This is a genomic window from Umezawaea beigongshangensis (assembly GCF_016464305.1).
Lineage (GTDB): Bacteria > Actinomycetota > Actinomycetes > Mycobacteriales > Pseudonocardiaceae > Umezawaea_A > Umezawaea_A beigongshangensis.
Genome location: NZ_JAEIOJ010000002.1, coordinates 328,179 through 341,850, shown reverse-complemented (window position 1 = coordinate 341,850; position 13,672 = coordinate 328,179). Strand labels below are relative to the sequence as shown.

The following is a 13,672-nucleotide window of genomic DNA, read 5'->3' as shown; positions in this document are numbered from 1 at the left end:
GCCCTCCGGCGAGTGGACGCAGAGCGCGGAAGGACACGTGTCCGGGCTGGTGGGTGCGGTTCTGCTGGGAATCGGTGCCGTTCGCGTGCATCCTGGACCAGGGGGAGTTCGAGCGGGGGAGCTCGAACGGATGCGTGCCGCGGTCGTTCGTCGCGCGGCACCGTCACGGGGAAGCGGAGTTCCACGCGCCGTGTCGTGAGTCGCGCGTGGTGGTCGGGGGGACCGGATGCACGTCGTCAGCGGGGAGGACCGCCCCTTCGTGGGGCGTCAGCACGAGAGAGAACTGCTCACCGGACTGGTGAGCGGGACCGGCGGGGCGGTCGTGGTCAGGGGAGAGGCCGGGGTCGGGAAGACCGCGCTGCTGGAGCGGGTCGCGGCGACCGTGCCCCGCGTGCTGCGGGTGCGCGGGGTCGAGTCGGAGGCGTCGCTGCCGTTCGCGGTCGCCGCGGACCTGCTGCTGCCGCTGCGCGACGTGTTCGAGCGGCTGCCGGAGGTGCAGCGCGACGCGCTGGAGGTCAGCCTGTCGCTCGTGCCGGGCGCGGTGGCCAGCCCGCTGGCCGCCTGCGCGGGCGCGCTCGGCGTGCTGACCGCCGCGGGCGAGCGGCAGCCGCTGCTCGTCGTGGTGGACGACTTCCAGTGGGTCGACCCGCCGTCGCAGCAGCTCCTGCTGTTCGTGGCCCGCAGGCTCGCCTGGGAGGGCGTGTTCGTCGCGCTGGCCGTGCGGGACCAGCCCGGCAGCTACGCCCTCGCGCTGGACCTGCCGACCGTCGCCCTGGAGGGGCTGTCCGCGCGGGAGTGCCGCGAGCTGGTCGCCGCGCTGGGCGTCGACGTGCCGCCGCGGGTGCTGGACCGGATCGTCGAGCGGACCGGCGGCAACCCGCTGGCCGTCGTGGAGACGGTGTCCGCCTCGCCGTCGGTCCTGCTGCACGACGCCGGACCGGGCGCACCGGCGCCGGAGCGGCCCGTGCTGGGACCGGTGCTGCACCGCACCTGGTCGCGCGTGGTCGACGCGCTGCCGGAGCGCACCCGCGTCGCGCTGTGCGTCGTCGCGGCCAGCGGTGCGCCCGGCGACGTCGCGGAGGTGCTCGCCGCGCTCGGTGGTTCGCTCGACGACCTGTTCGACGCCCAGCACGCCGGGCTGGTGCGGGTGCTCCCCGGCGGACTGCGGCTGCGGCACCCGCTCCTGCGCCAGGTCGTCGAGGAGCGCGTCCCGCGCGACGTGCTGGGGCTCGTCCACCGCACGCTGGCCGACCGGGCCACCGGTCACCAGCGCGCCTGGTACCTCGCCGCCCCGCTCACCGCGCCCGACGACGCGGCGGCCGACGACCTCGTGGCCGCCGTCTCCGCCGAACCGGTGCGGTTCGGCCCGGCCGCCCGCAGCTGGCACCGGGCCGCCGAGCTGACCTCGGACCCGCGACGCGCCGCCGACCGCCTGCTCGCCGCCGCCGCCCGCGCGCACGCCGCGGGCGAGGCGCACCCGGCGCTCTCCTGGTGCGACGAGGCGCTGGCGCTGCGCGCCGATCCCGCGTTCGCCGCGGACGTCGAGGTCGTGCGCTCCCGCGCCCGCGCCGCGCTGGGCGACCCGCTGCACGCCGCCGAGGGCCTGGTGCGCGCGGCCGTCGCGGTCCTGCCGGTCGACTCCTCCCGCGCCGCCGCCCTGCACGTCGAGGCGGCGCTGTCCGCGGTGACCGCGGGCGACGTGCGGCGGGCGGTCGCCCTGGTCCGCCGGGCCGACGAGATCCGCCCGGCGGGAGAGGTGCCGCCCGCTGCGGAGGTGGTGGCCGCCACCGCGCTGCTGCTCGACGGCCGCGCCGCCGAGGCCGCCGCCCGGCTGCGCGCGGTGGCCTCCTTCGCGGAGCTGGCCGACCCGGTGCACGACCAGCTCCCCCTCGTGCTCCTGGCCCGCTGCTCGGCGTGGCTGGAGGACGCCGAGGGCGCGCGCCCGGTCCTCGGGCGCGTGCTGGAGGCCGGACGGCGGGCCGGTGCGCCGGTCGCCCTGCCGCTGGCGCTCGCGCACCGCGCCGAGCTGGGCTGGTGGAGCGGGCACTGGGCCGCGGCGGCCACCGACGCCGGTGAGGGCCTGCGGTGGGCCGAGGAGATGGCGCAGACCGACGTCGTCGGCAGGCTGCTGTCCACCCTGGGCCGGCTCGACGCCGCGCGCGGCGACGCCGCGTCGAGCCGCCGGCGGATCGAGCGCGCGCGCCGCGCGGCCGGCGGGGCGGACGTCGAACTGCTGCGGACGCACGTGCCCGCCGTGCTCGGGCTGGCCGCGCTGGGAGAGGGAGATCCCGACACCGCCGCGCGCCACCTGGGGCTGGCGTGGGAGCACGCCGGTGAGACGGGCTGGCGGCACCCCGGCGTCGCGCTGTTCGTCGGGGACCTGGTGGAGTCGCTGATCAGAACCGGCGAGGCCGAGCGCGCCCGCGACGTGCTGACCGTGCTGGAGGAGCGCGCCGACGCCACCGGCCTCGCGCACCCCGCCGCCGTGGCCGCCCGCGGGCGCGGCGCGCTCAGCGACGACGCGGACACCGCCGAGGAGCACTTCGCCCGCGCGACGACCCTCCACTCGCGACTGCCGACGCCGTTCGAGCGGGCCAGGACCCTGTTGTGCCGGGCGGAGACGCTGCGCAGGCTCCGCCGTCCCCTGGCGGCGCGGTCACCGCTGCGCGAGGCGCTCGCCACCTTCCAGGACCTCGGGGCACGGCCCTGGGCGGCCCGCGCGGAGACCGAGCTGGCGGCCACGGGCGCGCGCGCCGACGTCGGCGGCGACACCGGCCGCACCGGCCTGGAGGTCCTCACCCCGCAGGAGTTCCAGACCGCGCGGGCCGTCGCGGACGGCATGAACAACACCGAGGCCGCTGCCGCGCTGTTCATCTCCCGCAAGACGGTCGAGGCCCACCTCACCCGCACCTACCGCAAGCTGGGCATCCGCTCGCGCACCGAGCTCACCCGCCGGTTCGCCTCCCCGGCGAGGGCGCAGGCGTAGGGAGTTCCCCGATGCCGCGACACCGGGCGGGGAGAAGGCTCGGAGGGGGCCGGGTCCGCCCGGCCCGCAGGGAGTCGACGGGGGAAGAACCGAGGGGGAGTGGTCATGGCTCTGAGCCGAGTGCTGAGAGATCTGGCGCACGGGGGGCACGCCGTGGACGACGGCACGCCCGAAGCGGCGGAGCTGGTGCAGACGCAGGAGGGGATCAGCGCGCTCAAGTCGGTGGCGGAGGAGTCCGATCCGGACACGACGCCGTTCGGCTACCTCTTTCCGGACCTGGCCCGGCGCTACCCGCGCCGACACCTGTCCGACGACAACCCGGCCGAGATGGTCGCCTACCTCAAGGCGCTGGGCTTCGCGATGGCGGAGGAGGCCCCGGCGAGTCCGTTCGACCTCCAGCCGGACGGCAACTCGACGATCCCGCCCGTCTACACCTACTGGGGTCAGTTCATCGACCACGACCTGACCGCGAACACCGACCGCGACGCCGACATCAGCATCACCGACGGCGACCCGGACCCGATCCGGCCGAACGAGGTGCTCGAACGACTGCGCAACCTGCGCCAGCCCGCGCTGAACCTCGACTCGCTCTACGGCGACGGCCCGACCTTCGGGGACGGGGAGCCCACCGAGGCCGCCGCGTTCTACGACGGCGCCGAGTTCGTCATCGGCACCGCCGCGGTCAACGACCTCGGCGGCAACCCGATCCCCGGTCTCCGGGTCCCCCCGGAGGGCGACCTCCGGCGCGACCTGCCCCGCGACGAGACGGGCACGGCGCTCGTCGCCGACGACCGCGACGACGAGAACCTGATCGTCGCGCAGCTCCACGTGGCGTTCCTGCGCTTCCACAACGCCGTCGTCGCCCAGGTGCGCGCCGACGAGCCGGAGCTGACGACCCCCGAGGAGGTCTTCTTCCGGGCGCGCGACCTCGTCCGCTGGCACTACCAGTGGCTCGTGGTGCACGACTTCCTCAAGACCGTGACCGCCGACGGCGTCACCGACGAGGTGCTGGAGACCGACGACCCGCTGTACCGGCCGCGGGGCGAGGCGTTCATGCCGCTGGAGCACTCCACGGCGGCGTTCCGCTTCGGGCACACGCTGGTGCGCGGCTCCTACGACTTCAACCTGAACTTCGGCCGGGCGGCGGAGGGCCAGAACCCGTTGCTGCCCTCGGCCACCTTCGACCTGCTCTTCACGTTCACCGGCAAGGCCGACCCGCCTCTCGCGGGCCAGGCGACGTCGCTGCCGCACAACTGGATCATCGACTGGAACCGGTTCGTCGACAAGGCCGACCCGCTGCCCGACCGCTTCGCCCGCAAGATCGACACGCAGCTCGCGCCACCGCTGCGAGAGCTGCTGAACGAGGGCAGGAGCGAGGAGATCACCGAACTCGTGCGCGGCGTCGTGAAGCGGCTCGCGCGGCGCAACCTGCTGCGCGGGTACAAGCTCGGCCTGCCCACCGGCCAGGCCGTCGCCCGCAGGTTGCAGGTGCCGGTCCTCACGCCGGAGCAGCTGCTCCAGGGCACCGGTGTCGAGCTGCGGACCGCGCTGGTCGACGGCGGGTTCCTCGACGAGACCCCGCTGTGGTTCTACCTCCTGAAGGAGGCCGAGGTCCTCGGCGAGGGCAACGCGCTGGGACCGGTGGGCAGCCGGATCGTCAACGAGACGATCATCGGCCAGCTCCGGCACGACCCCGAGTCCTACCTCAACCAGCCCGGCTGGAGCCCCGAGCAGGGGGTGCGCCTGCCGGACGGGGGTGAGATCAGCACGATCGGCGACCTGTTGCGCTTCGCCGGCGTCCGGTAGCCGATCCGTCCACCGCCGGGCCCGCCTGCGCGTTCAGGCGGGCCCGGCGGTGTTCCTCGCCGGAGGCGGCGCGAACGTGGCCACGTGGCCGCCGTACAGGCTGCCGAGCCACACCGCGCCGTCGCGCACCCGCACCCCGGTGACCGCCGAGAAGCCCTCGACGGTCGACTGGAGGTCGTGGACCAGCTCTCCCCGCGGGGTGTACGCCTGCACCCAGGCGGTGTTCGCGGGTGCGGGGTGCAGGGCCGGCGGCAGCGCCCACAGCGCTCGGCGCAACACCGGGTGCCGCGGCGCGAGGCGGTCGATCAGCGCGTTGCGCGGCGACGCCAGCGCCACCCACAGCAGCCCGTCGTCGCCGAGGGCGACGTTGTCCGGGAACCCCGGCAGGTTGTCCACGAGCACGCCCGTGGTGCCTGCGGCCGGTCCGGTCAGCCACAGCCGGGTCAGCCGGTAGGCGCCGGTCTCGGCGACCACGACGAACGACTCGTCCTCGGCCAGGGCCACGCCGTTGGCGAAGTGCAGGCCGGTCAGCACGGGCTCGACCGACCCGTCCGGATCGCGGCGCAGCAACCGGCCGGTGCCGGAGTGCTCCAGCAGGTCCGCCTGCCAGTGTTCGAGGGCGAACCGGCCGGAGGAGTCGCTGAAGAAGATCGTGCCGTCCGCGCCGACGGTCGCGTTGTCGCACAGCGTCAGCGGGGCGCCACCGGCGTCGTCCCCGGTGGCGACGAGCGTGGTCACCGCGCCGTCGGCGGGGTCGACGCGCAGCAGTCCCCGGTGGGCGTCGGACACGACGAGCGTCCCGTCGCGGTCGACCTCCACGCCCAGCGGACGCCCGCCGGTGTCGGCCACCACCTCGACGCGGTCGCCCTCGGGGGACAGCCGCAGGACGCGACCGTCCTCGACACCGGTGAGCACCCGGCCCTCCGCGTCGAGCACGACGTCCTCGGGGCCGGTGCCGATCACGTCGAGCAGCCGCACTGCGGGCATCGGCACGTCACCGCTCCCGCGCCGGGCTCGCGGCGGTGCCGCGGGAGGCGTCCAGATCACGGGGTCGATGCTCGGCCGGGGCGCGGTCACGTGGATCCTCCGACGTCGGGAACGGGAACTCCGGGTCAACACAAAACCCGGTCGTGCCCCCGCGCCATCCCCCGAGCGGGTGTCAGCTCGCCCCGGCGTCCGGCGACTGCCGCCGGTGGGCCGCCACGACCTCGCTCGCGCTGGGGTTCACCAGGGCCTCGTCCCCGACGAACACCGTGGGCACGACCTCGTTGCCGTCGGCCACCGAGCGCACCCGCGCCGCGGCCTCCGGGTCCTCCCAGATGTTGACCTCGCGGACGGTCAGGTCCGTGCCGCGCAGCGCGGAGCGCAGCGAGAGGCAGAACCCGCACCCCGGGCGCCAGTAGAACTCGACCTCGACGGTCGAGGAGTCCGCAGTCATCGTGACGACCAACCAGTCTGTGAGCGGGTGTGACTCCTCCAGCCTGGCACAGCTGCCCGGAGGCGTACGGCGCGCGGACTGTGACGCCGCGCGCACAGCTCACGTCCGGCGCGGGCCGGTGGCGCGGCGTCGGCCGGCACGAGGTCCTCCGGCGAGCTGCGGCCGCCGGGGCGGACGCCGGTCCCGTCGAACTTCCCGCGGCAGGTGGGGACGTCGTCGTGGGCGTGCCGCGGCGTCCAGCTCGTCCGCCGCCGGTGGGTCGCCGAGCCTGCGCGCCGGAGTGGTCACGGGCTCCTCACCGGGGACGGGGGACGGGGTCGCGCAGCACGCGGCTGCGGCCGCGGAACTCGGCGACGACGGCCGGGCCGTCCGGGCCGTCCGGGGCGTCGCGGTGCACGGTCACGTCGTAGATCCCGCTGCGACCCCAGCGGGCGCGCTCCCGCGCGGTCGCGACCAGCACGTCGCCCAGCCGGGCCGGCGCGACGAACTCGACGTCGGCCCCGGCGGCGACGGTGACCGGGCCGTGGCTGTTGCAGGCGAGCGCGAAGGCGGTGTCCGCCAGCAGGAACACGTAGCCGCCGTGGGCGATGCCGTGACCGTTGACCATCGCGGGGCCGATCTCCATCCGGGCGACGGCACGGCCCCCGCCCGCCGACACGAGTTCGATGCCGAGACCGCGCGACGCCGCGTCGGCCTCGAACATCGCGTGCGCCGCGGTGCTGCCGCCGTCCACGCCGCGCTCCCCCCGGCAGATCCGGTTCTCCGACCGAACGGACGGTCGGGTGAATCCCGTGCGAGTCAAGTCGCGGGTGTCGACCCGTGTCAACGGCCGCGCTAGCATCCGGCACCGGACGACCGGTCGACGCAGACCGGTCCGACGAGGAGGTCGACCCCGATGACCCTGTTGCGCAGCTACGTCTCCGGTGGCTGGCGCACCCCTTCGGGCGAGGGGACGCCGCTGCACGACGCCGTCACGGGCGAGGAGGTCGCCCGCATCTCCTCGGCCGGGCTCGACACCGCCGCCGCCCTGCGCCACGGCCGCGCGGTCGGCGGGCCGGCCCTGCGCGAGCTGACCTTCCACCAGCGCGCCGCGCTGCTCAAGGCGCTCGGCTCGCACCTGCGCGAGCACCGCGCCGAGCTGTACGCGCTGTCGGCGCGCACCGGGGCCACGAGGACCGATTCGCTGGTGGACGTCGACGGCGGCATCGGCGTCCTGCTCGGCTACGCCAGCAAGGCCAAGCGCGAACTGCCCAACGCCACCGTGCACGTCGACGGCGCCGTGGAACCGCTCGGCCGCGGCGGCACGTTCCTCGGCCAGCACGTGTGCACGTCGCGGCGCGGCGTCGCCGTGCAGATCAACGCCTTCAACTTCCCCGTGTGGGGCCCGCTGGAGAAGTTCGCGCCCGCGTTCCTCGCCGGGGTTCCGTCGCTGATCAAGCCCGCGTCGCAGACCGCCTACCTGACCCACCGCCTCGTCGAGCTGATCGTCTCCTCCGGCCTGCTGCCCGAGGGCAGCGTCCAGCTGCTGTGCGGCGGCGCGGGGGACCTGCTGGACCACCTGACCGAGCAGGACCTCGTCGGTTTCACCGGGTCCGCGTCCACCGCGCAGCACCTGCGCACCCACCCGGCGATCGTCCGCAACGCCGTGCGCTTCACCGCCGAGGCCGACTCGCTGAACTGCTCGGTCCTCGGCCCCGACGCGACGGCGGGCACCCCCGAGTTCGACCTGTTCGTCGACCAGCTCGTGACCGAGATGACGGTCAAGGCGGGCCAGAAGTGCACCGCGATCCGTCGTGCGCTCGTCCCTCGCGAGCTGCTGGGCGACGTCGCCGACGCCGCGTCCGCGCGCCTGGCGCAGGTCGTGATCGGCAACCCGGCCGAGGAGTCGGTGCGCATGGGCGCGCTGGCCGGGCTGGAGCAGCGCGAGGAGGTCCGCCGTTCCTTGAAGGCGCTCCTGGAGGCCGGTGAGACCGTCTTCGGCGACCCCGACCGGGTGAACGTCGTCGGCGCGGACGCCGAGCGCGGCGCGTTCCTGTCGCCCGTGCTGCTGCGTGCGGACGCCGACTCGCCGCAGCCGCACGAGGTCGAGGCGTTCGGCCCGGTCGCGACGCTCGTGCCCTACACCTCCACCGAGCACGCCGTGGAGCTGGCCGCGCGCGGCCGCGGCAGCCTCGTGGGCTCGATCGTCACCGCGGACCCGGCTTTCGCCAGCGACGTCGTGCTGGGCGCGGCCCCGTGGCACGGCCGGATGCTCGTGCTGGACCGCACCGACGCGCAGGAGTCCACCGGTCACGGCTCGCCGCTGCCCGCGCTGGTGCACGGCGGTCCCGGCCGCGCCGGCGGCGGCGAGGAGCTGGGCGGGATGCGCGCGGTGCTGCACCACATGCAGCGCACCGCCGTGCAGGGCTCGCCCGACGTGCTCACCGCGATCACCGGCCGCTGGACGCCCGGCGCGGCCCGCACCACCGGCGAGGTGCACCCGTTCCGCAAGCACCTGGAGGACCTGCGCGTCGGCGACAGCGTCACCGCCGGGCCGCGCACCGTGACCCCGGAGGACGTGGAGCACTTCGCCGAGTTCACCGGCGACACCTTCTACGCCCACACCGACGAGGAGGCCGCGCGGGCCAACCCGTTCTTCGGCGGCCGGGTCGCGCACGGCTACCTCGTCGTCTCCTTCGCCGCCGGTCTGTTCGTCTCGCCGGAGCCGGGTCCGGTGCTCGCCAACTACGGCCTGGAGAACCTGCGGTTCCTCACACCGACCTTCCCCGGCGACGCCCTGACGGTGACCCTCACCGCGAAGCAGATCACCCCGCGCGAGGACCAGGACTACGGCGAGGTCCGCTGGGACGCCGACGTCGTCAACGGCGAGGGCGCGTCGGTGGCCAAGTACGACGTGCTGACCCTGGTGGCGAAGAAGAACCGCTGACCCGCGCATGGCCGTCCTCCGCCGGGGTACGCCCCGGCGGAGGACGGCCACGCGGAGCCGTCGCGCCACGGGGGGACGAGGTGCCGTGAGGCCGCAGAGCGACAACACGCCGTACTGGACGACCAGCACGGAGGACCCGGAACTCCCGGCGGTGGCCTCGCTCGACGACGTCGACGTGGCGGTGCTCGGCGCCGGCATCGCCGGACTGACCACCGCGCACCTGCTGCGCGGCAGCGGGCTGAGCGTCGCGGTCGTGGAGGCCGGTCGGCTCGCCGCGGGCGTCAGCGGCCACACCACCGCGAAGATCACCGCTCAGCACGGCGCCCTCTACCGCTCGCTGGCGAGCTCGTTCGACGAGAACACCGCCCGCGGGTACGCCGCCGACCAGACCCGCGCGCTGAACTGGATCGAGCGGCGTTCCGTCGAACTGGGCGTGGACTGCGAGTTCTCCCGTCGCGACAGCGTCCTGTACGCCGAGGGGACGAAGGCGGGCACGACGTTGCGGGAGGAGGCCGAGGCGGAGGTCCTCGCTGGCCTGGCGGCGGAGTTCACCACCGACACCGGCCTGCCGTTCCCGGTCGGCGGCGCGGTCCGGCTGCGGGACCAGGCGCAGTTCCACCCGCGCAAGTGGCTGCTCGGCCTCGCCGCGACCGTGCCGGGCGACGGGAGCTACCTGTGCACCGGTGTCCGCGCGATCGGCCTGACCGAGGGCGACCCGTGCGTCGTGCACACCACCCGCGGCGACCTGCGCGCCCGCCACGTCGTCGTGGCCACCCACTACCCGGTGTTCGACCGCGGCCTGTTCTTCGCGCGGTTGGAGCCGAAGCAGGACATGGTCGTCGCGGGGCCGGTGCCCGCCGCGCGAGCACCGCGGGGGATGTACTACAGCAGCGAGGACGGCCACTCGATCCGCACCGCACCGCTGAACGGGGACGAGGTGCTGCTGATCGTCGGCGGCGAGGGGCACCGGCCGGGCGACCGCTCCAGCACCGAGGAGCGCTACCAGCGCCTCGCGGCGTGGGCCCGCGAGCGCCTGGGGCTCACCGCGGTGACGCACCGCTGGTCCGACCACGACAACTCCACGGCCGACGGCCTGCCGTACGTCGGGCGCTACCACCCGCGCACCGACCGCGTGTGGGTCGCCACCGGGTTCGGCCACTGGGGCATGACCAACGGGACCCTCGCCGGTCTGCTCCTGCACGACCTGATCACCGGCACCACCAGCGGGCTCGGCGTCAGCAGCGGCGCCGCCGCGAAGCGGTACGACCCGCAGCGGCTCACGGTGCGGCAGTCCGTTCCGGGCGTGGTGCGCGCCAACGCCTCGGTGGGCGCCCACGCGCTGCGCGACGAGCTCGCGGCGATCACCGCACCCGGCTTCGCCGACCTGGCACCGGGGGAGGGCAGGGTCCGCACGAGCGGCACGCGTGCCGTCGCCGCCTACCGGGAGCAGGACGGCACGCTGTGCGCGGTGTCCGCCCGGTGCACCCACCTGGGTTGTCTGGTGGCGTTCAACGACGCCGAACGCACCTGGGACTGCCCCTGCCACGGTTCCCGCTTCGGACTCGACGGTTCCGTGCTGCACGGCCCGGCGGTGACGCCGCTGAAGCAGGTCGACGTCCACGAATGAGTGGTCACGCGCGTCAAATCCACTCCTTCGGCTGGTTTGAGGGTCTGCTGAGGGGTAGCCGTGCGTCATCGGCAACGATCGACGTCCGGAGGCTCTCATGGCTCGAACTCACGACTCGGCGACCGGTACCCGGTCGCCGCTGCGCACGGCCGCACTGGCGGTCGCCGCGGTGTTCTTGCTGGTGGGGATCCTGGGGTTCGTGCCAGGCATCACCACGAACTACGACACCCTCCAGTTCGCCAGCCACCACTCGGAGGCGATGCTGCTGGGCATCTTCGCCGTCTCGATCCTGCACAACATCGTCCACCTGCTGTTCGGCGTGGCCGGGTTCCTCCTGGCCCGCACCGACGCCGGCGCGAAGAACTACCTGATCGGGGGCGGTGTCGTCTACGCCCTGCTGTGGATCTACGGCCTGCTGATCGACAAGAACAGCTCGGCGAACTTCGTGCCGGTCAACACGGCCGACGACTGGCTGCACTTCTTCCTGGCCGTCGGCATGATCGGACTCGGGGTGGCCCTCGGCCGGACCGTCGCCGCGCGGCGCACGGCCTGACGGACGGGTCGCGGGAACGTTCTCCCGGTGTGGGAAGGGGCGTTCCCGCGATCACCGGCGATCCCCTCGGGGCGTCGGTGGGGAGGGGCGGTGCCGACCAACCCCGGCGCCGCCCCTCCTCGGCGTGCGCCGGGCGTCAGCGTGATCGGCCCAGCCCCGCGACGAGGTACCCGACCAGTCGACGCGCGTCGTAGCGGGAGTTGCCGCCCGCGCCCGCGCAGAGGCCCCCGACGCCGCGCATGAGTTCGTGGGCGTCCACGTCGGAGCGGATCTCGCCGGACTCGGCCGCGGCGTCGAGCAGCCGGGTGCACACGGGTACGAGGCGGTCGAGGAAGTAGGCGTGCAGGGGGTCGAAGCAGGGATCGTCGGACTGGAGCACGGCGGCGAGTCCCTGCTTGGTGATCACGAAGTCGACGAAGAGGTCGAGCCAGCGTCGCAGCGCCCCGTGCGGGCTCGCGCTGTCCGCCAGCAGGGCCGGACCGGCCTCGGCGAGGGCTTCGACCTGGTGCCGGTAGACGGCGACGATGAGATCCGCCCGCGTGGGGAAGTGCCGGTAGATCGTGGCCGTCCCGACGCCCGCCCTGGTCGCGATGTCGCGCAGCGGCGCCTCCACCCCCGAGGTGACGAAGACGGCGGCCGCCGCTTCGAGCAGGTTCTCCTGGTTGCGCCGGGCGTCCGCCCGCTTGGGCCGGACCGTGCTCTCGTCGGTCACGTGCCACCCCCTTGTTAAGCGGGACAGTGTCCCGTATCGTCAAACGGGACAGCGTCCCATTTATTTCCGGTGTCCGACCGGCGTCCCGCACCGAGCGACGCGTCGCACTCACGACGGAGGAGCACGCTCGACCATGTCAACTTATCTGCTGGTGCACGGCGCCTGGCACGACGCACGGTGCTGGGAGCGGGTCGTCCCGCTGCTGGAGTCCGCCGGGCACCGCGTGTTCGCGCCGTCGCTGACCGGCTACGGCGACCGCGCGCACCTGCTCAGCCGCGAGGTGGGACTCGACACCCACGTGGACGACGTCGTCCGGTTGATCGTCGAGGAGGACCTCACCGACGTGGTGCTCGTGGGGCACAGCTACGCAGGACTGGTCGTCGCGTCGGTCGCCCACCGGGTCCCGGACCGGATCGCGCACCTGGTCCACCTCGACGCGATGGTTCCCGAGGACGGTGAGAGCGCGGTCGACGTCATGCCCGTGACGCAGGTCCTGATCGACGCCGCCGCGACGTCCGAGGTCGACTGGCTGGTGCCACCGCTGCCCGAACTGCCGCCGCCCCACGGCCTGTTCGGGGTCACCGACCCGGCGGACCTCGCCCGCCTGCGCGCGATGCTGTCCGACCACCCGGTGCGGTGCCTGCGAGAACCGGTCCGGCTGGACGACCCCGCCGCGGACGCGATCCCGCGGACGCACATCCACTGCGTGGGCGCCGAGCCGGAGGGCTTCGGCCGGCGGCCCGTCCCCGCGGTGCAGCCCAACGGCGCTCCGTCGCGGGTGTGGGAGCTGGTGAGCGGCCACGACTGCATGATCACCGTGCCGCACGACCTCGCCGACCTGCTGCTCGAGATCGACTGATCCGCTCAGACGAAGCGCGGATCGTCCAGCGGGGAGCGTCCGCTGACCGCCTGCACGATCTCCGTCGCCATCGACCGCAGCTTCACGTTGCGGTTCTGCGAGGCGGAGCGCAGCACGTCGAACGCCTCCTCGGGCGAGCAGCGGTTCTGCCCCATGATCACGCCGAGGGCCTGGTCGATGACGGCGCGGGACGTGAGCGCCGCCCGCAGGTTCGCCGTCAGCTCGGCCTTCTCGCTCATCCGCACCGCCAGCGCGACGGCCAGCGCCGTCTGTCGCGCCAGGCGCTCGGCCTGCCCCACGTGGTCGGCGCTGAACGCCGAGGGCCGCGGGGAGTACAGGTTGAGCGCGCCGGTCGACCGGCCGCGCCCGGCCAGCGGGACCGCCAGCGACGACCGCACCCCGTGCTCCAGCGCCCTCGCCCGGTAGGGCGACCAGCGGTCGTCCTCGGCCACGTCGACCACCAGCACCACCTCGCCGGTGTCCATGCAGGTGAGACACGGGCCGTCCCCGAACCCGTACTGGACCTCGTCCACGCGCGCGGCGAGCGCGTCGCTGCTGGCCACCGTCAACGGGCCGTCCGCGCGGCGCAGCGTGATCCCGCAGGACGCGCCGGGCACCACGCCGTCGGAGGCCAGGAGCGCCACCTGGTGCAGGAAGGTGTCCACGTCCTCGGTGTCCAGGAGCAGTTCCTGGAGCTGGACGGCCGCGCTCGCCGGTTCGGCACCGTCGTCCTCGGTCACACGAGCCACCCGTTTCGACGCTCCG

11 protein-coding genes are annotated in these 13,672 nt (G+C 74.4%); 6 read left to right on the top strand and 5 right to left on the bottom strand.

The features are described from left to right. Nucleotides 1-226: 226 nt before the first annotated feature. Both IMZ35_RS06155 and IMZ35_RS06150 read left to right on the top strand, forming a co-directional pair. Nucleotides 227-2,986 (top strand): helix-turn-helix transcriptional regulator, encoded by a 2,760-nt coding sequence (locus IMZ35_RS06155; RefSeq protein WP_199439937.1) that lies wholly within the window; start codon nt 227-229, stop codon nt 2,984-2,986. Nucleotides 2,987-3,091: 105 nt separating this feature from the next. Continuing rightward, nucleotides 3,092-4,792, top strand: a complete 1,701-nt coding sequence (locus tag IMZ35_RS06150; RefSeq protein WP_199439936.1) for a peroxidase family protein — start codon at nt 3,092-3,094, stop codon at nt 4,790-4,792. A 33-nt stretch (nt 4,793-4,825) separates the two neighbouring features. Here the strand turns inward: IMZ35_RS06150 and IMZ35_RS06145 are convergent, their stop codons facing one another. The 3 genes from IMZ35_RS06145 to paaI all read right to left on the bottom strand — a co-directional run bounded on the left by IMZ35_RS06145 (nt 4,826) and on the right by paaI (nt 6,933). Next, the gene (locus IMZ35_RS06145) at nt 4,826-5,779 is read right to left on the bottom strand and encodes an SMP-30/gluconolactonase/LRE family protein (RefSeq protein ID WP_199440319.1); all 954 of its coding nucleotides are present in this window, start codon (nt 5,777-5,779) and stop codon (nt 4,826-4,828) included. A 172-nt stretch (nt 5,780-5,951) separates the two neighbouring features. Further along, entirely contained in the window at nt 5,952-6,230 is a 279-nt protein-coding gene (locus tag IMZ35_RS06140) for a glutaredoxin family protein (protein WP_199439935.1), read from the bottom strand. 295 nt (nt 6,231-6,525) lie between these two features. Continuing rightward, nucleotides 6,526-6,933, bottom strand: a complete 408-nt coding sequence (gene paaI, locus IMZ35_RS06135) for a hydroxyphenylacetyl-CoA thioesterase PaaI (protein WP_199440318.1) — start codon at nt 6,931-6,933, stop codon at nt 6,526-6,528. Between the two features lie 192 nt (nt 6,934-7,125). Here paaI and paaZ point away from each other — a divergent pair, with 192 nt between their 5' ends. The 3 genes from paaZ (at nt 7,126) to IMZ35_RS06120 (ending at nt 11,336) form a co-directional block, all read left to right on the top strand. Beyond that, the gene (gene paaZ / locus IMZ35_RS06130; RefSeq protein ID WP_199439934.1) at nt 7,126-9,156 is read left to right on the top strand and encodes a phenylacetic acid degradation bifunctional protein PaaZ; all 2,031 of its coding nucleotides are present in this window, start codon (nt 7,126-7,128) and stop codon (nt 9,154-9,156) included. A gap of 85 nt (nt 9,157-9,241) precedes the next feature. After that, nucleotides 9,242-10,783: an FAD-dependent oxidoreductase gene (locus IMZ35_RS06125; protein ID WP_199439933.1), complete on the top strand. Its 1,542-nt coding sequence runs from the start codon at nt 9,242-9,244 to the stop codon at nt 10,781-10,783. A 97-nt stretch (nt 10,784-10,880) separates the two neighbouring features. Further along, nucleotides 10,881-11,336, top strand: coding sequence for a DUF4383 domain-containing protein (locus tag IMZ35_RS06120; RefSeq protein ID WP_199439932.1), 456 nt, complete (start codon nt 10,881-10,883; stop codon nt 11,334-11,336). 136 nt (nt 11,337-11,472) lie between these two features. On the opposite strand, the gene IMZ35_RS06115 is transcribed toward IMZ35_RS06120, so the two are convergent. Next, nucleotides 11,473-12,048 carry a TetR/AcrR family transcriptional regulator gene (locus IMZ35_RS06115; protein ID WP_199439931.1) on the bottom strand — a complete coding sequence of 192 codons (576 nt, stop codon included), beginning with the start codon at nt 12,046-12,048 and terminating at the stop codon, nt 11,473-11,475. A 133-nt stretch (nt 12,049-12,181) separates the two neighbouring features. On the opposite strand from IMZ35_RS06115, the gene IMZ35_RS06110 reads away from it, so the two are divergent. Then, nucleotides 12,182-12,907 (top strand): alpha/beta fold hydrolase, encoded by a 726-nt coding sequence (locus IMZ35_RS06110; protein WP_199439930.1) that lies wholly within the window; start codon nt 12,182-12,184, stop codon nt 12,905-12,907. A gap of 5 nt (nt 12,908-12,912) precedes the next feature. On the opposite strand, the gene IMZ35_RS06105 is transcribed toward IMZ35_RS06110, so the two are convergent. After that, entirely contained in the window at nt 12,913-13,656 is a 744-nt protein-coding gene (locus IMZ35_RS06105) for a GAF and ANTAR domain-containing protein (protein WP_199439929.1), read from the bottom strand. Between the last annotated feature and the right edge of the window lie 16 nt (nt 13,657-13,672).